Source organism: Cytobacillus sp. FSL R5-0569 (assembly GCF_038007265.1).
In the GTDB taxonomy this organism is placed as follows: Bacteria; Bacillota; Bacilli; order Bacillales; family Cytobacillaceae; genus Cytobacillus; species Cytobacillus kochii.
The window spans coordinates 3873558-3891799 of record NZ_JBBOWW010000001.1 but is presented as its reverse complement, the minus strand read 5'-3'; the positions used below and the strand labels follow the sequence as shown (position 1 = coordinate 3891799).

At 35.9% G+C, this 18242-nt stretch carries 26 protein-coding genes and 1 pseudogene; 22 read left to right on the top strand and 5 right to left on the bottom strand.

From position 1 onward, the window contains the following. The first annotated feature begins 62 nt into the window (after window positions 1-62). From sufC to sufB, 5 genes are all read left to right on the top strand, one after another. Window positions 63-845: a Fe-S cluster assembly ATPase SufC gene (gene sufC, locus MKX78_RS19800; RefSeq protein WP_095371994.1), complete on the top strand. Its 783-nt coding sequence runs from the start codon at window positions 63-65 to the stop codon at window positions 843-845. A gap of 17 nt (window positions 846-862) precedes the next feature. Beyond that, window positions 863-2173 carry a Fe-S cluster assembly protein SufD gene (gene sufD, locus MKX78_RS19795; protein ID WP_095371995.1) on the top strand — a complete coding sequence of 437 codons (1311 nt, stop codon included), beginning with the start codon at window positions 863-865 and terminating at the stop codon, window positions 2171-2173. Further along, window positions 2173-3402, top strand: a complete 1230-nt coding sequence (locus MKX78_RS19790) for a cysteine desulfurase (protein ID WP_341052079.1) — start codon at window positions 2173-2175, stop codon at window positions 3400-3402. Before sufD ends, MKX78_RS19790 begins: the two co-directional genes overlap by 1 nt. After that, window positions 3392-3835 carry a Fe-S cluster assembly sulfur transfer protein SufU gene (sufU, locus tag MKX78_RS19785; RefSeq protein ID WP_341052077.1) on the top strand — a complete coding sequence of 148 codons (444 nt, stop codon included), beginning with the start codon at window positions 3392-3394 and terminating at the stop codon, window positions 3833-3835. Before MKX78_RS19790 ends, sufU begins: the two co-directional genes overlap by 11 nt. A gap of 71 nt (window positions 3836-3906) precedes the next feature. Next, window positions 3907-5304 carry a Fe-S cluster assembly protein SufB gene (gene sufB / locus MKX78_RS19780; RefSeq protein WP_095371998.1) on the top strand — a complete coding sequence of 466 codons (1398 nt, stop codon included), beginning with the start codon at window positions 3907-3909 and terminating at the stop codon, window positions 5302-5304. An 81-nt stretch (window positions 5305-5385) separates the two neighbouring features. Here sufB and MKX78_RS19775 read toward each other — a convergent pair whose 3' ends face one another. From MKX78_RS19775 to MKX78_RS19755, 5 genes are all read right to left on the bottom strand, one after another. Beyond that, window positions 5386-6555, bottom strand: coding sequence for a tyrosine-type recombinase/integrase (locus tag MKX78_RS19775; protein ID WP_341052074.1), 1170 nt, complete (start codon window positions 6553-6555; stop codon window positions 5386-5388). A gap of 72 nt (window positions 6556-6627) precedes the next feature. Beyond that, window positions 6628-7011, bottom strand: coding sequence for a hypothetical protein (locus MKX78_RS19770; protein ID WP_341052072.1), 384 nt, complete (start codon window positions 7009-7011; stop codon window positions 6628-6630). Beyond that, window positions 7004-7618, bottom strand: a complete 615-nt coding sequence (locus tag MKX78_RS19765; RefSeq protein WP_341052069.1) for an ImmA/IrrE family metallo-endopeptidase — start codon at window positions 7616-7618, stop codon at window positions 7004-7006. Before MKX78_RS19765 ends, MKX78_RS19770 begins: the two co-directional genes overlap by 8 nt. 70 nt (window positions 7619-7688) lie before the next feature. Then, the gene (locus MKX78_RS19760; RefSeq protein WP_341052066.1) at window positions 7689-8342 is read right to left on the bottom strand and encodes a hypothetical protein; all 654 of its coding nucleotides are present in this window, start codon (window positions 8340-8342) and stop codon (window positions 7689-7691) included. 135 nt (window positions 8343-8477) lie between these two features. Then, on the bottom strand, window positions 8478-8831 hold the full coding sequence (locus MKX78_RS19755) for a helix-turn-helix domain-containing protein (RefSeq protein ID WP_341052064.1): 354 nt from the start codon (window positions 8829-8831) through the stop codon (window positions 8478-8480). A gap of 171 nt (window positions 8832-9002) precedes the next feature. On the opposite strand from MKX78_RS19755, the gene MKX78_RS19750 reads away from it, so the two are divergent. The 17 genes and pseudogenes from MKX78_RS19750 (at window position 9003) to MKX78_RS19670 (ending at window position 18225) form a co-directional block, all read left to right on the top strand. Next, window positions 9003-9227 (top strand): helix-turn-helix domain-containing protein, encoded by a 225-nt coding sequence (locus MKX78_RS19750; RefSeq protein ID WP_341052062.1) that lies wholly within the window; start codon window positions 9003-9005, stop codon window positions 9225-9227. Between the two features lie 35 nt (window positions 9228-9262). Continuing rightward, window positions 9263-9559 (top strand): group-specific protein, encoded by a 297-nt coding sequence (locus MKX78_RS19745; protein WP_341052060.1) that lies wholly within the window; start codon window positions 9263-9265, stop codon window positions 9557-9559. Then, window positions 9559-10239 carry an ORF6C domain-containing protein gene (locus MKX78_RS19740; RefSeq protein ID WP_341052058.1) on the top strand — a complete coding sequence of 227 codons (681 nt, stop codon included), beginning with the start codon at window positions 9559-9561 and terminating at the stop codon, window positions 10237-10239. Before MKX78_RS19745 ends, MKX78_RS19740 begins: the two co-directional genes overlap by 1 nt. Window positions 10240-10399: 160 nt before the next feature. After that, the gene (locus MKX78_RS19735) at window positions 10400-10666 is read left to right on the top strand and encodes a helix-turn-helix domain-containing protein (RefSeq protein ID WP_340977565.1); all 267 of its coding nucleotides are present in this window, start codon (window positions 10400-10402) and stop codon (window positions 10664-10666) included. A gap of 397 nt (window positions 10667-11063) precedes the next feature. Beyond that, window positions 11064-11267 carry a YqaI family protein gene (locus MKX78_RS19730; RefSeq protein ID WP_341052056.1) on the top strand — a complete coding sequence of 68 codons (204 nt, stop codon included), beginning with the start codon at window positions 11064-11066 and terminating at the stop codon, window positions 11265-11267. Window positions 11268-11362: 95 nt separating this feature from the next. Then, complete coding sequence (locus MKX78_RS19725; RefSeq protein WP_341052054.1) at window positions 11363-12307, top strand: YqaJ viral recombinase family nuclease; 945 nt, start codon at window positions 11363-11365, stop codon at window positions 12305-12307. Window positions 12308-12309: 2 nt separating this feature from the next. Further along, the gene (locus MKX78_RS19720; RefSeq protein ID WP_341052053.1) at window positions 12310-13125 is read left to right on the top strand and encodes a recombinase RecT; all 816 of its coding nucleotides are present in this window, start codon (window positions 12310-12312) and stop codon (window positions 13123-13125) included. Window positions 13126-13296: 171 nt separating this feature from the next. Beyond that, the gene (locus MKX78_RS19715) at window positions 13297-14202 is read left to right on the top strand and encodes a DnaD domain-containing protein (RefSeq protein ID WP_341052051.1); all 906 of its coding nucleotides are present in this window, start codon (window positions 13297-13299) and stop codon (window positions 14200-14202) included. Between the two features lie 4 nt (window positions 14203-14206). Further along, complete coding sequence (locus tag MKX78_RS19710) at window positions 14207-14410, top strand: hypothetical protein (RefSeq protein ID WP_341052048.1); 204 nt, start codon at window positions 14207-14209, stop codon at window positions 14408-14410. Between the two features lie 237 nt (window positions 14411-14647). Then, entirely contained in the window at window positions 14648-14881 is a 234-nt protein-coding gene (locus tag MKX78_RS19705; protein WP_341052047.1) for a hypothetical protein, read from the top strand. After that, window positions 14871-15113, top strand: a complete 243-nt coding sequence (locus MKX78_RS19700; RefSeq protein WP_341052046.1) for a hypothetical protein — start codon at window positions 14871-14873, stop codon at window positions 15111-15113. Before MKX78_RS19705 ends, MKX78_RS19700 begins: the two co-directional genes overlap by 11 nt. Window positions 15114-15202: 89 nt before the next feature. Further along, window positions 15203-15415: a hypothetical protein gene (locus tag MKX78_RS19695; RefSeq protein ID WP_328199942.1), complete on the top strand. Its 213-nt coding sequence runs from the start codon at window positions 15203-15205 to the stop codon at window positions 15413-15415. Continuing rightward, window positions 15415-15903, top strand: coding sequence for a dUTP diphosphatase (locus tag MKX78_RS19690; RefSeq protein WP_341052043.1), 489 nt, complete (start codon window positions 15415-15417; stop codon window positions 15901-15903). The genes MKX78_RS19695 and MKX78_RS19690 overlap by 1 nt, the downstream gene beginning before the upstream one ends. Continuing rightward, window positions 15903-16274, top strand: a pseudogene (locus MKX78_RS19685) (DUF1064 domain-containing protein); the annotation flags it as partial. The gene MKX78_RS19690 and the pseudogene MKX78_RS19685, both read left to right, overlap by 1 nt. Window positions 16275-16279: 5 nt before the next feature. Next, window positions 16280-16462, top strand: coding sequence for a hypothetical protein (locus MKX78_RS19680; RefSeq protein ID WP_328199940.1), 183 nt, complete (start codon window positions 16280-16282; stop codon window positions 16460-16462). Window positions 16463-16498: 36 nt separating this feature from the next. Continuing rightward, window positions 16499-16843, top strand: a complete 345-nt coding sequence (locus tag MKX78_RS19675) for a YopX family protein (RefSeq protein WP_341052040.1) — start codon at window positions 16499-16501, stop codon at window positions 16841-16843. Between the two features lie 1145 nt (window positions 16844-17988). Then, window positions 17989-18225, top strand: a complete 237-nt coding sequence (locus tag MKX78_RS19670) for a hypothetical protein (protein ID WP_322910557.1) — start codon at window positions 17989-17991, stop codon at window positions 18223-18225. Window positions 18226-18242 lie beyond the last annotated feature (17 nt).

The following is an 18242-nucleotide window of genomic DNA, read 5'->3' as shown; positions in this document are numbered from 1 at the left end:
ATTAAACTAGAAATGAGATTTGACTTAACAGTGCAAATCTTTTTTATTACGGAGGTATAAACATGGCATCTACATTAACAATTAAAGACCTTCATGTTGAAATTGAAGGAAAAGAGATTTTAAAAGGTGTTAACCTTGAGATAAAGGGTGGAGAAATCCACGCAATTATGGGTCCTAACGGAACAGGTAAATCAACATTATCTTCCGCAATTATGGGACATCCGAAATATGAAGTAACAAAAGGAAGTATTATTTTAGATGGTGAAGATGTACTTGAAATGGAAGTAGATGAGCGCGCGCGCGCAGGTCTATTCCTAGCAATGCAGTACCCAAGTGAAATCAGTGGCGTAACTAATGCAGATTTTTTACGTTCCGCAATTAATAGCCGTCGAGAAGAAGGCGAAGAGATTTCTCTAATGAAATTCATTCGTAAAATGGATAAAAACATGGAGTATCTTGAAATGGATACAGATATGGCCCAACGTTACTTAAACGAAGGCTTCTCTGGTGGGGAGAAAAAACGTAATGAAATCCTACAGATGATGATGATTGAGCCTAAAATTGCGATTCTTGATGAAATTGATTCTGGATTAGATATCGATGCATTGAAAGTCGTTTCTAAAGGGATTAATGAAATGCGCGGTGAGGAATTTGGTTGCTTAATTATTACTCACTATCAACGTCTATTAAACTACATCACGCCTGATCACGTGCATGTAATGATGCAAGGTCGTGTCGTTAAGTCTGGTGGACCAGAATTAGCACAAAGACTAGAAGCTGAAGGTTATGACTGGATTAAAAAAGAATTAGGTATTGAAGACGAATCAGTTGAGCAAGAAGCGTAAGAGTTAGGAGGATCACTATGTCAACAGAAATAAAGTTACCATTTGATAAAGAATACGTACATTCTTTTTCAAAAGATATGGGCGAGCCTGCATGGATGACAGATCTCCGTGTAAACGCACTGGAGAAAGCTGAAGATCTTCCAATGCCTAAGCCTGATAAAACAAATATTTCAAAATGGAATTTCACTCAATTTGATAAGCATATCGTGGGAAGTGAAGATTACTCTTCATTAACTGACTTGCCAGAAGAAGTAAGAAGCTTAATCAATTTAGAATCAGCTGACCAAAATTTATATATTCAGCGTAATAATCGTCCGGCATATATCTCTTTATCAAAGACAGTTCTAGATCAAGGTGTTATTTTCACCGACATCTTTACTGCTGCTAGAGAGCACGGAGATCTGTTACAAAAATATTATATGACAGATGGGGTAAAGGTTGACGAACATAAGTTAACAGCTTTACATGCTGCACTGATGAATGGTGGCGTATTTGTCTATATTCCTAAAAATGTAGAAATCAAAGAGCCACTACACTCTGTATTTATTCACGACGATCAAGAAGCAAACCTATTCAATCATGTATTATTGGTTGCTGAAGATAATAGTTCTGTTACTTATGTAGAAAACTACATTTCAACAATGGAAGAAAGCAAAGGCATTTTTAACATCATTTCCGAAGTTGTTGCTAATACAAATGCAAAAGTAACTTATGGAGCGGTAGACACTTTATCTGCTGGAACTACTGTATATGTGAATCGTCGCGGAGTTGCTGGCCGAGATGCACGTATTGAATGGGCATTAGGCTTAATGAATGATGGCGATACAGTATCTGATAATAAAACGAATTTAATCGGCGATGGTTCATATGGAGATATGAAAACAGTCGTTGTAGGTCGCGGGAAACAAACGCAAAACTTTACAACAAACATCGTACACTTTGGTAAAGCATCTGAAGGTTACATCTTAAAACATGGTGTAATGAAGGATGCAGCTACTTCCATCTTTAATGGAATTGGTAAAATTGAGCACGGAGCGACAAAGGCAAATGCAGAACAAGAATCTCGTGTATTAATGCTAAGCGAAAAAGCACGTGGAGATGCGAATCCAATTCTATTGATTGATGAAGATGATGTAACAGCTGGTCACGCAGCTTCTGTTGGTCGTGTCGACCCGTTACAATTATATTATTTGATGAGTCGTGGTATTTCACAAAAAGAAGCAGAACGCCTTGTTATTCATGGCTTCCTTGCTCCAGTAGTTAATGCTCTTCCTATCGAAGGGGTTAAAAAGCAATTAACAGCTGTGATCGAAGGGAAAGTTCAATAATGAATGCAAAAGAGATTCGCGAGCTATTTCCAATACTAAATCAAGAAGTCAATGGCCATCCATTAGTGTATTTAGATAGCGGTGCTACATCACAAAAACCAATTCAAGTGATTGAAGCGGTACAAAAATATTATCATAACGATAATTCAAATGTTCATAGAGGTGTACACACTTTAGGTACAAGGGCTACTGACGGCTATGAAGGCGCCAGAGAAAAAGTCCGCAAGTTTATCAGGGCAAGATCCACTGAAGAAATTATCTTTACTAGAGGAACAACGACTAGTATAAATAAAGTGGCTGCAAGCTATGCGAGAGCGAATCTTTCAGAAGGGGATGAGATTGTTATCTCCTATATGGAGCACCATAGTAATATTATTCCTTGGCAACAAGTGGCTAAGGAAACTGGTGCAACATTAAAATATTTACCATTACAAGAAGATGGAACAATTGCTCTGAGTGATGTTTCCGCTACAATTACAGACCAAACGAAAATTGTTTCTGTTACACTTGTATCTAACGTATTGGGTGTAATCAATCCTATTAAAGATATTGCCAAAATTGCTCATCAGCATGGAGCTGTAATGGTTGTTGATGCTGCACAAGGGGCACCGCATTTAAAAATTGATGTGCAAGATCTAGATTGTGATTTTCTTGCTTTTTCAGGACATAAAATGTGTGGACCTACTGGTATTGGTGTTCTTTATGGAAAGAAACAACTTTTAGAAAATATGGAGCCAGTTGAATTTGGTGGCGAAATGATTGATTTTGTCGGCTTATATGAGTCTACATGGAAAGAACTTCCGTGGAAGTTTGAAGGTGGCACACCAATCATTGCTGGAGCGATTGGACTAGGTGCAGCGATTGATTTCTTGGAAGAAATTGGTTTAGATCAAATTGAGGCTCATGAACATAAGCTTGCTGCTTATGCTTTAGAGAGACTTTCTGAAGTAGAAGGCATGAAAATTTTCGGTCCAAAAACAGCAGCAAATCGTGCAGGGATTGTTACATTTAATTTAGATGATGTTCACCCGCATGATGTGGCAACGGTATTAGACGCTGAAGGAATCGCTATTAGAGCGGGACATCATTGTGCACAGCCGTTAATGAAATGGTTGAAGCAATCAGCAACAGCTAGAGCAAGCTTCTATTTATATAACACAGAAGAAGATATTGATAAGCTTACAGCAGGGCTTATTAAAACGAAGGAGTATTTCAGCGATGTCTTTTAATAACTTAGATACCCTCTATCGCCAAGTGATTATGGATCACTACAAGAACCCTCGAAACAAAGGCGTGCTTGAAGATGATAGCTTAACAGTTAATATGAATAATCCGACTTGTGGAGATAGAATTCAGTTAACCTTAAAGCTCGAAGATGGGAAAGTCGCTGATGCCAAATTTGAAGGTGAAGGCTGTTCTATCTCAATGTCATCGGCATCTATGATGACACAGGCGATTAAGGGAAAAACAAAGGAAGAAGCAGTAAAGCTATCTCATATTTTTTCTGATATGATGCTTGGGAAAGATTATGACGACGATATCGATTTGGGTGATATTGAAGCACTTCAAGGTGTTTCCCAATTTCCGGCACGTATTAAGTGTGCGACACTAGCGTGGAAGGCGATGGAAAAGGGAATGAACGAGGAAGATGCAGCTAAGTAGTCATAGAGTTGTGACGTTAAAATAAATCATGGTGAAGGATTTTTCTAACCATAAGAATGGAGGAATACGAAATGGCAAAAAAAGCACCTGAAATCGGCGATTACAAGTATGGATTTGCCGATAAGGACATTTCCATTTTCCGGTCAAAACGCGGTTTAACTAAAGAAATCGTGCAAGAGATTTCTAAAATGAAGGAAGAGCCTCAATGGATGCTTGACTTCCGATTAAAATCTTTAGAGCACTTCTACAATATGCCAATGCCTCAATGGGGTGGCGATCTATCAGCACTAAACTTTGATGAGATTACGTATTATGTAAAACCATCTGAGAAAACAGAGCGTTCTTGGGATGAGGTACCTGAAGAAATCAAACAAACTTTTGATAAGTTAGGTATTCCAGAAGCGGAGCAAAAATATCTTGCTGGGGTTTCAGCTCAATACGAATCTGAGGTTGTTTACCATAATATGCAAGAGGATCTTGAGTCAAAAGGAATTGTCTTTAAAGATACAGATTCTGCCCTACGTGAAAACGAAGATATTTTCCGTGAGCACTGGGCAAAGGTAATCCCACCGACAGATAATAAATTCGCTGCATTAAACTCAGCCGTATGGTCTGGTGGTTCATTCATCTACGTTCCTAAAGGAATTAAAGTAGACACACCATTACAAGCTTACTTCCGTATTAACTCTGAGAATATGGGTCAGTTCGAGCGTACGTTAATCATTGTAGATGAAGGCGCACATGTACACTATGTTGAAGGTTGTACAGCACCTGTTTATACAACAAATTCACTGCATAGTGCCGTAGTTGAAATTATCATCAAAAAAGGCGCATATTGCCGTTATACAACAATTCAAAACTGGGCAAATAACGTGTTTAACCTCGTTACAAAACGTGCAGTTTGTGAAGAAAATGCAACAATGGAATGGATTGATGGTAACATCGGATCCAAACTAACGATGAAATATCCAGCCGTTATTCTTAAAGGTGAAGGCGCTCGTGGTATGACATTGTCCATCGCATTAGCAGGTAAAGGACAACACCAAGATGCAGGTGCGAAAATGCTACACTTAGCACCTAATACATCTTCGACAATTGTCTCTAAATCAATTGCTAAACAAGGTGGTAAAGTAACTTACCGTGGAATTGTTCAATTTGGACGTAAAGCAACTGGCGCACGTTCAAATATTGAATGTGATACATTAATTATGGATAATCAGTCAACTTCTGATACGATTCCTTATAATGAAATCATGAATGACAATATTTCATTAGAGCACGAAGCAAAGGTATCTAAAGTATCTGAAGAACAACTATTTTATCTAATGAGCAGAGGTATTTCTGAAGAAGAGGCAACAGAAATGATTGTTATGGGCTTCATCGAACCATTTACAAAAGAACTTCCAATGGAATATGCTGTTGAAATGAACCGTTTGATCAAGTTCGAGATGGAAGGTTCAATTGGATAAATGCTTAAAACCCTTATTATATAAGGGTTTTTTGTTTGAAATAAAAGAGAAAAAATCTGTTCGTGCCGATTTCGTGCCGATTCAGATTTTTTTCTCGTTTATTTTAGTGTATGACGCGAACTTTTTTAGTTCGTCTTCTTCTATTTTTTCAGTGATATCCAGATAGGTATCTGCAGTTGTTTTTATTGTTTTATGTCCAAGTCTTTTGGATACGAATTTAATGGTAGCTCCTGCTTCTAATAAAAGTACAGCATGTGTATGTCTGAAAACGTGCGTCCCTTTGTAGTCCACTCCAGCAAGTTTGCAATATTTCTGCATACCTTCTCTTATTATAGAGGGTGTGAGGTATCCACCACGAAAATTTTGAAAGATTACCCCTTCTTCGCTTTTATTAAACCCTTTTTTTCCTAAAATAAGTTCATTCTGTGTGAGCTTGAATTTTCTTAGTTCCTTCAATAAATCTTCTTCTAGACCAATCATTCTGTAGGATGCCGAGTTTTTTAATGTTGAGACCTGTATCTTGTTGTTATTATCTCTTCTTATTTGTCTTTCTATTTTCAATTTGTTACCTTCTAAATCTTTCCACTGTAAAGCTAGGGCTTCACTTATACGCAAACCAGTTTGGCTCAACAAATACATTAACATGTAATATACTTTGTAATCTGGATAGCGTTGATGTTTATAATCCTTCATAAATAGCAAAAGTTTATTAAGCTCTTCAAGAGTGAAGTATTTAACTTGTTTATGAATTGAATTATCATCCTGAACTGGTACTTTCAATTTATCGGCAGGATTTTTCTCTAACACTTCTAGTTCGTGGACAGCATAATGCAGTATTCCTTTCAAAACTGATAAGTATTTTAGACGCGCTCCATATGAATACGTCCCTTTGTCACTTTGAGAATCTCCAAATAGGTTAATCCATTTTTTGATTTCTGACCGACGCACCTTCATTATTTTCTTATCCCCAAAGTAAGGAAGTATATGTAAACGAACAATTACCTCAAGTTGTTCGAATGTTGATTCTTTCACATTTATTTTTTTATGATCATATAGCCATTCTTTTGCAACCTCTTTAAATAACATATTTCTATCGTTCAAGGATTGTCCATAGTAAATACGTTCTTCTACTTTACTGGCTTCAATTTCGGCTTCTTTTTTTGTTCTGAATGTACCAATACTAAATTCCTGTCCATCTTTCGAAACTCGTCCTTGCCACCTGCCACTACGCAACTTTCGGAAAGTAGCCAATTTGATCACTCCTTTAAAATCCATTTATATTTTAAGGGTTAAAAATAAGAATTCAACATCACCTTAAACAATTCAACTATTAGTTAAATGAAAGGTTTTCACTTTTTCATTAGGGATAGTACCTATAACTTCTAGTAAATCAGGTGCATAAATAATAAATTGTTCAATTATACTAGGGTCATGAATGTCTGGAGTTAATTTATGTTTGATAGATTTCAGATTGATTCCAATTCTATTTTTAATGTCTTTATTAACAATCAATTCAGAGAGAGAGATAGTACAGTTAATTAATGTTTCATCGAAATTAGTAAACTCTTTTGAGATAATTGGAGGCAATAAATCAAAGTGAAATACGTTTTTATTCCAATTTATTTCTCCTTTATAAGGTTTAATAATAAAATAAAATGGTTCTAAATTTCCATCAATATATTGATAGTCTAAAATTTGTTTAGGCACGTATTTTCATCCTTTCTTTTCTAGCTTTTAAGCTCAATGCTTTTTCAACTATTTTCATTGTTTCATTAGAGTACGGTGGAGCTTTAGGGTATCTTGATTCCATGTGTCTTCTGTGGTTTTCATCAGCATTAGCTTGAAATAATTGACTTCGAAAGTGTATTAATCTTTTTCTGGAGAATTCTTGGGTCACATTAAATGTTTTTGAAATAAAATCTACACCATCATTAATATTTGCATAGTTATTTACATCAAGACTTAATAGCATAAAAGTAGGTACACAAAAATGATACATAAAATTGTTAGCTTGGTATTCTTGCCTCATTCTGAATGACCTGCTTAAATTATGTTGAATGCCTACATGATTAATCACATGTGCAAGTTCATGAGCAAAGTCTTGCCATTGTTCAAATTGATCTTTCTTTTCATCCAAAATGATACTATACATTCCATCCCTGCAATTCATTATGCTTTTGTGTTCCCAATGGTGTACCCAAACATCAAGTTTCTCTGCAATTTTGTACATTTCTATCTCGCTAGGAGATTGAATTTCAAGAAATTTATAGAGTTTTTCGATATTTGTTTCTAAAGTTGTCATTTTATAATTCACTCAAATTACCTCCACGAAACGTATGTTCTATTTTTGTGTAAAAGAAAAGCCCATAAAGGGCAATTCTCATTTAATTGTTCACTTCGATCGTTTCTACTACATCTTCGCCTTTTGCATCAAAATTACTATCAACTGGCGCACCAATTCTTACCTCAATAGACTTGATATCACTAACATTTGATTTGTTTAAAATATATACGTTATGACCTTCGTGTTGGACCTGACCTAGGTATTCACCATCTATATGTTCTGATAAAAACATATCAGGCTCTAATTGTTCTTTAGTATCAGTAATAATAGTTGCTTGACCTAAGTAAAATGACATATCTTCTTCTGATGTATTTTCACCAGACATTTCAATTGTAATTGCTTGAACTGTATCACCAACACTCTTCTCGAACATTGTTGCAGCTGATTCAGATTTAATTTCAATTTCCTTTAGTTGTATAGCAGAAATTTCATAATTTAATGGTCCAGATGTTCCTGAAATATCAAGCTCTTTATTTGTGAAAGTGTTAGTTACTTTAGTATCGGCATCTTCTTGCACATCATCTGCCTCATCAGTTGATTTCTGCTCAGATTTATCTTCTTCTTTACTATCTTCGTTTTGATCAGCACCTGAAGTTGAGTCATCATCACTAACCTTAGTATTGTCTGATCCGCATGCTGCTAAAAATATTCCTAATCCTAAAATTAATGTTAAAAATAAGAATCTTTTTTTCATTAGAAATAATCCCCCTTATATATACTTAATGGATGAGATAACCATTAATTACAATCTTATATAAAAATATAAATCTTAAGTATATGAAACAATCAGCCTATAAAAATGGAAAAAATATAGAAGAAAATAAAAGTATTACTTTCTTCTTTGTTTTTGACCTGGTTTACGATCTCTTTCTCTCTCCAGTAGCCGTTCAAGTAATTTTACAGCTTCTTCGTCAGAAATATCGCCATCTCTTGCTGCGATTTGAGTGTTGGGGTCATTTAACATTTCTTTTGCTTTTAAGTGGTAATCTTCACCTTTAAGTAGATGGTCAGTTGATACTTCTAAAGCGTTTGAGATATTTATTATTTCTACATCAGTTAGCGGTCTAGTACCCTTTTCAATCCTATTCATTACACTAACATTTATGTTGACTTTATCAGCTAAATCTTTCTGTTTCCAGCCTTTTTTCTCTCTGAGCAAAACAATTCTTTCTCCGATATTCATTGTCTCACCATCTTTCTGTTTCAGCAACAATTTTAACATTTTTCTGTAACGGAAATGAATTAAATTTCTAAATAAGAAATTATTTTCTGTTTTTATGTTGACATTTCTATTTCAGCAATTTATTATTAAGTTATAAAGTTGCTGAAATAGAAATTTTATAGGAGGTATGTTATGAAGACACTAAATCTTCACTTTATAAAAAGCCAAAGACAATTGATGAATATATCTTTACAAGAAATGGCTGAAAACCTTGGCTTTAAGAACGCTTCAACATATTTGAAGTATGAAAATGGAACTTATGCCTTTAAAGCTGATCAACTACCAAGATTAGCATTAGCGCTTGGATGTAATATCACAGATTTTTTTGTTAATAAAATTGCTAAAACAGCAATTTAAAGGTAGTTAATATTAACCAATTGGTGGTGATTAGAGTGATTAAAATCCAACTGGATGAGCAACAATTGAAAGAAATATATCTTGATGAAATTAACAAACGTTTAAAAGAGATTGATGAAGAAATCTCTTTTTGGGACACAAAAGAGTTGAAGCGCCAGACAAATATGAGTTGGAACACCATTCAAGATAATTTTTTTCACGATCCTGATTTTCCAAAATTTAAATCAGGTCAGAAATGGTATTTCCCTGCATATGAGTGCAAAGTTTTTCTCAGAAACTGGGCTCTAAAACAACAAAAAAAATATAAATTTTTTAACAAGGAGGCTATGTAATGAAAGATTTAAAAATATTCAAAAGTAATTTATTCGAAGTAGCTGCAAAGATTGAGAACAACCAAATTTTATTCGATGCAGAACAAGTTGCTAAAAGTTTAGGTTTTGTTTCTAAGACGACCAAAAACGGTTTTACTTATGAAAATGTTAGGTGGTCACGAGTAAATAGTTTTCTGCCACTTGTGGCAGAAGTGAAAAAAGGTGATCTAATCCCTGAACCATTGGTTTACAAATTGGCATTCAAAGCTCAAAACGAAATAGCCGAAAAATTTCAAGATTGGCTAGCAATTGAAGTAATACCACAAATCAGAAAAACTGGTTCTTACTCAAACAAGGTTGTGCCATTAAACAACAAAGAGTCACTGATAGCCGCAATGAAGCTCTCTATAGAAACATCAGAAGAACTGGACCAAGTAAAAGGTGAAGTCAAAGAAATTCGCCACATGGTTGAAGAACAAATCACTCTCACAAGCGGTGAGCAAAGACGACTTCAAAAGGGCATTGCTATGAAAGTTTATGAAATCGAAAACGACCCTGAATGCAGACCGTTGCTTTTCAGAGAGATACATCGAGAAATCAAAGATCGCTTTGGCGTTGCTAGTTACAAAGACATCAAGAGAAAAGAGCTGCAAGCAGCTCTCAACTACATAGAACATTGGGTTCCTCGAAAAGTTTCTTGAATCAGAAACCATCCGGTGAAGCTGCCAGGCAAAAACCGGATGTGTTCCTTCATAAATATATTTTATTCGAAAACTAGAAATCTAGCAGTACATAATTCGGAACATGACAACTAGAAAACCGAACAAATTGTTCTAACTTGGAACAGAAGGAGGATAGAAGATGCATTACGGTTCTTTTCTTAAGAAATTGAGGGTTATCAAAGGCTATTCGCAAGAGGAAATGGCTGAAAAAATGCTTATGCCACGAACGACAATATCAAAAATTGAAAACAACAAAATGGAATTAAAATTATCTGATGCAGTTAGATGGGGGCAAGTGACGAATGCACCTGAAGCATTGGCGGCTATGTTATGCGGTGTAGATATCGCTTCATTAACGCAAATATTAACGATGTTAGTAGGAGGTTTTAGTAGATGGATATGGTGATTCTAACAATCATGTTTACATTTATCGCATTTTTCTTAGGAGTTATGTTTGGAGATTTTAATAGTAAAAACAAAAATGAGCAGTGAACGGCCAGGCTCACTACTCAACGACTCATATGAAATAACCAACTTAATTGTATCATTCATTCGGTGAGGAAACAAGAACTTTTGTTCCCACCGTGCAGGGTCAAAGTTTTTTATCTACCAACCACCCCATCCCCTTTACTTTGGCTCTGCACGGTGCGAATAAAGCGCCATGATCATTGACAATCGAACAGAAAGGAGCGAGCCATTTGAGTAAAAAAGAAACAATTGATGCTCTAATCAATAGACTCAAAAAAGACGGCATAAAAATTGACTGGTGTGTCAAATTCACAAATCTAAAGGAGGGTTGATTGATGGAGCATCCTGAGGTTACACAGTTACAAAGGACAGGCTATCCGAATTTGGTTGCACAGCCAGAACATGCCGGTATGGATTACTTTGGAGAAGAGATTCTCGAAGGTGATGAAATCGTTGAATATGACGGCGAGATTATCTTGGAGGGCAATCTTCAACGGTATTTATGCGAGGTGCTTGGCTTTGAGTTCAAAAGTGCATAAAAAAAGACTCCTGCGAGCAACAGGAGCCGATAAAACAACAATATTTAAAGTTATTTTAGCACAAAGCTTTGATAACGGTAAAGGGAGGATATCAAATGGCAGTTAGCAATGCAATATCAACAAAAGATATGAGCCGTTTTGAGTGGTTACAAGAACGTTCCAAAGGAATTGGCGGTAGTGATGCAAGTATTATCCTTGGACTAAACAAATACAAAACAGCTTTTGAGCTGTGGTTAGAAAAAACAGGTCAAGTCGAACTGACTGAAATTAGTAGCGAAGCAGCATACTGGGGCAATGAAATGGAGGAAGTGGTTGCTAAAGAGTTTGAGAAGAGAACTGAGAAAAAGGTTCGCCGCCGCAACTACATGTTTTCTCATCCTGATTATCACTTTATTAAGGCCAACATTGACCGCGAAGTTATGAAAGAGTCTGCCTTGCTAGAATGCAAGACTGCTAGTGCGTATTTAAAAGCTGAATGGGAGGGAGAAGAAATCCCTGCTGCGTATCTCGTACAAGTGCAGCATTATCTAGCTGTAACTGGTAAAGAGAAAGCATATATCGCGGTTCTAATCGGTGGAAATCACTTCACTTGGAAAGAGATCCAGCGAGACGATGAATTAATTCAGATGATTATTGATGCAGAGGTTAATTTTTGGGAGAAACATGTACTTGGCTTTGTTCCGCCAGAATTAGATGGTTCAAGTGCAGCTGAACAGTACCTCAAAGAGAAATACAACAAAGCAGAAGAGGGGAAAGAGATTGTTCTACCTTCTAATTATAAAGAAATGCTAATCAATTATGAGCAAATCAAGAACGATGAGAAACTCATTCAAACAGCTAAAAAGGATATTGAGAACAAGATTAAAGCCGAGTTGAAAGATGCAGAGGTGGGCCTTGTAGATACTCATATCATCACTTGGAAAAATGTCGTCTCTAATCGAGTAGATACAAAGGCATTAAAAGAAAAATTCCCTGACATCTACAAAGAAGTAATCAAACCATCTACATCACGCCGTTTTGGTATTAAGGAGTTGAATTAATTATGGCAACGAATGCAGCATTAAAAAATCAAATTGCTAGCAAACAGGATACAGCCCCTCAAAAGGTTGCTCCGCAAGCGTTGGGACTTAAAGGGTTATTAAATGCACCAACAATGAAAAAGAAATTCGAAGATGTGCTTGATAAAAAGGCCCCTCAGTTTATGTCATCACTTTTGAACCTCTATAACGGAGATTCTTACCTACAAAAAACTGATCCGATGACAGTAGTTACCTCTGCGATGGTTGCCGCAACTTTAGATTTACCGGTTGATAAAAATCTAGGGTATGCCTGGATAGTTCCATACAGTGGAAAAGCTCAATTTCAGCTTGGTTATAAGGGTTATATCCAGTTAGCCCTCCGTACAGGTCAATATAAAGGAATTAATGTTATCGAGGTAAGAGAAGGGGAGTTAGTTAAGTGGAATCGTCTTACTGAAGAATTGGAGCTTAATCTCGATGGTGCCACAAGTGACAAAGTTATTGGTTATTGCGGTTATTTCAAGTTGATCAATGGGTTTGAGAAAACAGTCTACTGGACCAGAGGAGAAATTGAAGCCCATAAAAAGAAATTTTCTAAAAGTGATTTCGGATGGAAAAAAGATTTTGATGCGATGGCTAAGAAAACGGTCTTAAGAAACATGCTTTCTAAATGGGGTATCTTGTCCGTTGAAATGCAGACAGCCGTTTCAAAAGATGAGCAAGTACCAGAAATGAAGGATATCACAGAAGAAGTAGATCAGCCAGATATTATCGATGCTGTACCGTCAGAAGAGAAACCTAGTGCAGATATAGATATTGAGTTTGATGTAAATGAATAACCAAACAAACGTAGTCCTTCCTGCTTGGATTTTCGAGCAGGCACAGGACAAAGAACAGTTGAAAATGCTTGTACTAAATTATATGCGAAAGTACCCGGATTATACCGTAAAACGAATCACTAAGCGATTTGCGGTTTGTGAGATTAATAGATAGTAAAAGGAGGTGATGTGATGAACGGATGGATAAAACTACACCGTAAATTGATGACCAGTAACATATTTCAAAACGAAAAGCTGCTGAAAGTCTTTATTTACTGTTTATTAAAAGCCACACATTCAGAACATCAACAGATTGTAGGAAAGCAAATCGTAGACTTAAAACCTGGTCAATTTGTATTTGGAAGGAAGAAAGCAGCACTCGAATTAAACATGAAAGAGTCTACAGTAAGAGACTACATTAAGCTTCTAAAAACCGACAGCGTTATCGACATCACCTCCACCAACAAATTTAGCGTTGTATCCATTGTTAATTGGGAGGTTTATCAAAAAGATTTAGATGTTAACGACAACAAAATGACAACAGACCGACAACAAAATGACAGCAAAATGACAGCAGAAGGACAGCAGAATGACACAAACAAGAATGTAAAGAATGGTAATAAGGAAAAGAATGAAAAGAAAGAAGATATTACTACTACAACAACAGACCACCCCACCAAGTTATTTGAGGAATCACTTTGCCGTTTATCACCAATCCAAATGGAATCTCTTAATCAGTGGATTGATGATTTTAAAGGCAATCAAGAAATTGTCAATGCAGCCATTAAACTAGCTGACAACAAAAACAAGCGTAATTTTAACTTTGTGAATTTCATCCTCAAGGAATGGCATAGTCACAACTTAATGGAGATTGATAGAGTACGAGCTTACGAGCGTGAAAAATTCAATAATAACAAAGTTAAGCCTTTCGCCCGTAAAGGCAAAGGTATTGTACGTACAGAAATGCTGCCAGATTGGTTTGAAGAGAATGAGCAACAATCTAAACCACAGCCTAGTGATCAACCAGCAGTCAATGACGGTGAACAGATGAGCGAATTCGAGCGCTTAATGGAGTTACGAAAAAATTCAGGGAGTTGAAGGAATGGGAAACCTTTATAAAGCTGCTGTAATGCAAAAGAAGTTAAAACGTGATTTTATTCTTGGAAAACTTAGAGCATTAAACGTCACAGCCAGTCAAGAAGGGCTTCCATTAGATGAACTAGATTATGAAGATTTGAAATACGAATATGTACTTGCTTCATTTAGACAAATAGATTCAGAGACAAGCAGTAACGCTTGGTTCTAAGGAGGAATATGAAATGACCATTCAAAATGTAAAACCAGTTTTAAATTGTCCGCGATGTAAGACAAAAGGATATCTACTCGCTCCATCAGGCAAATTGGTGTTAATGGAATGTGATGATACAAAGTGCGGCCAACAATGGCATACCTTCGCTAAGATTTGCCCGGAATGCAAAAAGCCTAATGGATACTTTGTCGAAGGACCATGTAGAAAATGCTATGCAGAGAAGTACATGTCGTCATGAAGAAACGTAACCCCGTTATTCAGAAAGCTTATGAACAAGGCAGAACTGAGGGCTTTGCGTTAGGTGAGGATATGGGAGAAATGAAAGGTATTGCTAAGACAACATCATTTTTCCGCGAGAAATTTCTTGAGTTAGAAAAAACGCCAGGTATAGGACCGAAAACCTTGGATCGGATTCGCAAGGCAATCGGTGAGAAGTATTTTGAAGCAGGTGAGCGTAATGGTTCTTAAAAACGCAACAAAACAAAGACAAAAAAGAATCATTGTTTTAGAGGATTTGGATTTTCTATGGGATGAGGATGAATTAGAAGAAGTTGCTCGCCTATGGAAGATTGGTCTAGACGTTAGAGTTATTGCTGGAAAGTTTAATAGGGATCCAGATGATATATTATTGGCGCTCATTCATTTAGCAAAAGAGGATAGGGTTTTCAGAAGAATTGGAGGTCTTACTCTTGGATTATAAGAAAGCCACACTAGGGCAGCTATATTACATATCACGACACACAGAATTAGCCCTAGAAGCTCTTAATGAGATTAATAGGAGGTTAACCTATGCAAGATATAATCATTCGACGTGCAAGGAAATATGAAGCTGAAAAGGCAATTCAGGACCATGTAAAAAGAGGATGCGAAATCATTTTTCCTCTAACTGAGTTCTCAAAGCAAGGTAAGACATTTGATCGTGATAGCTACAATCGTCATGTATTTGCTGGACATAATTATTCGTCAGTTTGGATGGCTAAATTAAGAAGGGTGGAAGGTTAATGTTAGATTTAATCGCAATGTACGAGGGGCAAAAGGCATTTAGAAACAGAATTGATTATAAAGGTTATGACCGTTTTGGAGAACTTATTCTTGCTCTACAAGTGGAGCTAGGGGAATGTGCGAATGAACTTCCGGAAGTATTCAAGTTTTGGGCACACAAAGAGAACAACATACAAGACGCGTTAATCGAATATGCTGACGGACTTCATTTCATTCTGGATATCGGTCACGAAATATTCTTCGAAGACTTTGACATGATCTACTTGTTGTCCGGAGCTGATAAGAAACGGCCAATAGCAACCCAGTTCAGATATATCTTTGCTCTAGTTGCGAAATTGGATAAGACGAAAAGCCGAATTACGTTTATAGAGTTGCTCTCAGAATATATCGGACTTGGTGAAATGATTGGCTTCTCTTTTGAACAGATCGAAGAAGCATTCTATGTGAAAGATGTCATTAACCACGAGAGGCAAAGTGAGGGTTATTAATGGGGGCAAGAAAATACAACAAGTACGGCAACCACAAACAAGTTGTCGATGGACATAAATTTGATAGCAAAGCAGAAGCAATGTATTATGGCCAATTAAAATGGTTGCTGCAAGCTAAACAGATTAAAGGGTTTAAGATGCAACCGAGATACCTTCTTCAAGAGGGATTTAAGAAAAACGGAAAGACCTACAGAAAGATTGAATATGTTGCTGATTTTGAAGTAGAAAAATTAGATGGAACAATAGAGATCATTGATATAAAAGGAACAGTCACCAAAGAATTTTCAATAAAAAGAAAACTGTTCGAGCGTCAATACATGGATTCTATTAAATTACTAAAATATGACCGAGATAGGGGATTCGTGGAGGTAAGTTAATGGCTAGAAGAATCGTAGAAACGAATGCAGTTAGCCTTGATCGAGAAAAGCTCCAGGTTGTTGTCATCTACGAGGAAGGCATATCGAAGCAGCAGATTAGAAATGAAAATCCATATAGCAAACGGCATGGGGTTATTTTCCCCAGTGCCGGGGCTTATGAGGTGAAGGGGTTAGATTACTGATTTTGTATTATGTTCACTAAATTTGGAGGGATGACCGTGCGTGAGATAAAGTTTCGTGCTTGGGATAAATCAAGAAAAGAAATGGAATACATCAATAATATGTATTGGTTTGAAGAAAATGGTGTTGATGATATCAACAACAATGTGTTTTTGGATTTCATGCAATACACAGGCTTAAAAGACAAGAACGGCAAGGAGATATATGAGGGGGATATACTCGCTTATCAAGGATTAGACGGTAGGAATCTAAATCTAGTTGTGAAATGGTCAGAACGTGATGCAACATTCCTGTTTGGTGGAGTTAGAACAGATTATGCAATCACAGGTGAAGTTATTGGAGACATTTACGAAAATCCAGAGTTAATCAATCAAGAAAAATAAAAAGAAGAGCCCAGGCAGTGGCTCTTCGAAGAAATGATAAAAAAAGAGAAATCCATCGTATCCATTATATACTATGTGAATTTCGGTTTAATGATTGGGTGTTTTAATCACCTTTTGAATTAATTAAGAAAAAACAGTTAGAGGTTTACAAGAAATCCAAAAATAAACATTATAAAAATAATATTTACGTACATGGTTGCTATGACTACGCCATAATGAATTTTTTTAAAAAAGAATAGTGAAAACGGAGCTGGAAATAATACGAGAACCAACAATACTATAATAGATTCATTTAAGTAAAGTAGGATAATCATCTCCTTCAAAAAATCAGTGTTTATAGTATTTCTTAATAATTAGAGGTTATGCAACACAAGATAGATTAAGTAAAAAAGAGCCGACTGACTTTGAAGAATTCTTTACACCTTTTCAATTATATGGATCGATATACTGCCACTTTTGAAATAAGTAAATTAAGGAAGCGCAGATAATACAATTAATAAAAATTACAATATGAAAGTGATCATCCATTTTATAAATCCCGAAATATTCATAAAGGTTCATTATTCCAAAAGAAAAGATTGCATCGCTTATAGTGTTAAGGGTGATATAAAGCCAAAAGTTACCGAATGTAAAGTATAAAAATATTGTGGGTAAGACTATGTATATTCCATAGATGAAAGGTGTTGTATTAGTTAAAGGGAAAATTGTTTCAACAACTTCAACCAGATTATATCTTTGATATAGCTGAAATAATATTGTCAAAAGCAAGGCACTCACTAATCCACCTGGAATGAAGGACTTCACCCTTTTGGTATCTAATAAAAGGAGAATAAACCAAGGCAAAATTAACATGGACCATAAAAAAATATGAGTTAGCATATAGACTATACCTCCAACAAAGGATAATAATAATCTAACCTCTAGCTCTTTAGCCTATTCATAAAAAAGCTAGGAAGGTTCGTCTGAAGTAAGAAAAACATTTAGTGAAATTATAAAATATGGAGTTTGCGTACGACAAGGAATTCTTATATGGCCATTTGAGAATTTTAGCCTTGTCCAATAATTAGCATATCCACAATTAGTAAAAGTATGTAGGCAATTTTAATTTACACGATAAGCAGGGAGTTAATTAAGGAGGAATAGAGATGGAACAAGTATACCTAAAGCAACTGATTGAACACTTGGAATCACAATTGGATGAACATGGTGATTTACCTGTGTGCTACTGCGATGATGCTTTAATTGGCAAGGAGACAGGATTACCTATACCATCAAAGATTTATTCATATAAATCATACGACCTCTTAAACAGTGATTCTTTAGATGTATTAGATGAGAATTTGTATGATGTTGATTTAGAGAAACCAATTATTAAAGCATAGTAAATTAAAGCAACTAA

What these genes read in the sequence shown, in the direction of transcription:
- MKX78_RS19715 (WP_341052051.1), top strand. Translation starts at nt 13,297, where the DNA reads ATGAACGGATGGATAAAACTACACCGTAAATTGATGACCAGTAACATA.
- MKX78_RS19725 (WP_341052054.1), top strand. Translation starts at nt 11,363, where the DNA reads ATGGCAGTTAGCAATGCAATATCAACAAAAGATATGAGCCGTTTTGAG.
- MKX78_RS19790 (WP_341052079.1), top strand. Translation starts at nt 2,173, where the DNA reads ATGAATGCAAAAGAGATTCGCGAGCTATTTCCAATACTAAATCAAGAA.
- MKX78_RS19760 (WP_341052066.1), bottom strand. Translation starts at nt 8,342, where the DNA reads ATGAAAAAAAGATTCTTATTTTTAACATTAATTTTAGGATTAGGAATA.
- MKX78_RS19690 (WP_341052043.1), top strand. Translation starts at nt 15,415, where the DNA reads ATGTTAGATTTAATCGCAATGTACGAGGGGCAAAAGGCATTTAGAAAC.
- sufC (WP_095371994.1), top strand. Translation starts at nt 63, where the DNA reads ATGGCATCTACATTAACAATTAAAGACCTTCATGTTGAAATTGAAGGA.
- MKX78_RS19695 (WP_328199942.1), top strand. Translation starts at nt 15,203, where the DNA reads ATGCAAGATATAATCATTCGACGTGCAAGGAAATATGAAGCTGAAAAG.
- MKX78_RS19740 (WP_341052058.1), top strand. Translation starts at nt 9,559, where the DNA reads ATGAAAGATTTAAAAATATTCAAAAGTAATTTATTCGAAGTAGCTGCA.
- MKX78_RS19710 (WP_341052048.1), top strand. Translation starts at nt 14,207, where the DNA reads ATGGGAAACCTTTATAAAGCTGCTGTAATGCAAAAGAAGTTAAAACGT.
- MKX78_RS19755 (WP_341052064.1), bottom strand. Translation starts at nt 8,831, where the DNA reads ATGAATATCGGAGAAAGAATTGTTTTGCTCAGAGAGAAAAAAGGCTGG.
- MKX78_RS19750 (WP_341052062.1), top strand. Translation starts at nt 9,003, where the DNA reads ATGAAGACACTAAATCTTCACTTTATAAAAAGCCAAAGACAATTGATG.
- sufB (WP_095371998.1), top strand. Translation starts at nt 3,907, where the DNA reads ATGGCAAAAAAAGCACCTGAAATCGGCGATTACAAGTATGGATTTGCC.
- MKX78_RS19730 (WP_341052056.1), top strand. Translation starts at nt 11,064, where the DNA reads ATGGAGCATCCTGAGGTTACACAGTTACAAAGGACAGGCTATCCGAAT.
- sufD (WP_095371995.1), top strand. Translation starts at nt 863, where the DNA reads ATGTCAACAGAAATAAAGTTACCATTTGATAAAGAATACGTACATTCT.
- MKX78_RS19735 (WP_340977565.1), top strand. Translation starts at nt 10,400, where the DNA reads ATGCATTACGGTTCTTTTCTTAAGAAATTGAGGGTTATCAAAGGCTAT.
- MKX78_RS19705 (WP_341052047.1), top strand. Translation starts at nt 14,648, where the DNA reads ATGAAGAAACGTAACCCCGTTATTCAGAAAGCTTATGAACAAGGCAGA.
- MKX78_RS19670 (WP_322910557.1), top strand. Translation starts at nt 17,989, where the DNA reads ATGGAACAAGTATACCTAAAGCAACTGATTGAACACTTGGAATCACAA.
- MKX78_RS19680 (WP_328199940.1), top strand. Translation starts at nt 16,280, where the DNA reads ATGGCTAGAAGAATCGTAGAAACGAATGCAGTTAGCCTTGATCGAGAA.
- sufU (WP_341052077.1), top strand. Translation starts at nt 3,392, where the DNA reads ATGTCTTTTAATAACTTAGATACCCTCTATCGCCAAGTGATTATGGAT.
- MKX78_RS19720 (WP_341052053.1), top strand. Translation starts at nt 12,310, where the DNA reads ATGGCAACGAATGCAGCATTAAAAAATCAAATTGCTAGCAAACAGGAT.
- MKX78_RS19700 (WP_341052046.1), top strand. Translation starts at nt 14,871, where the DNA reads ATGGTTCTTAAAAACGCAACAAAACAAAGACAAAAAAGAATCATTGTT.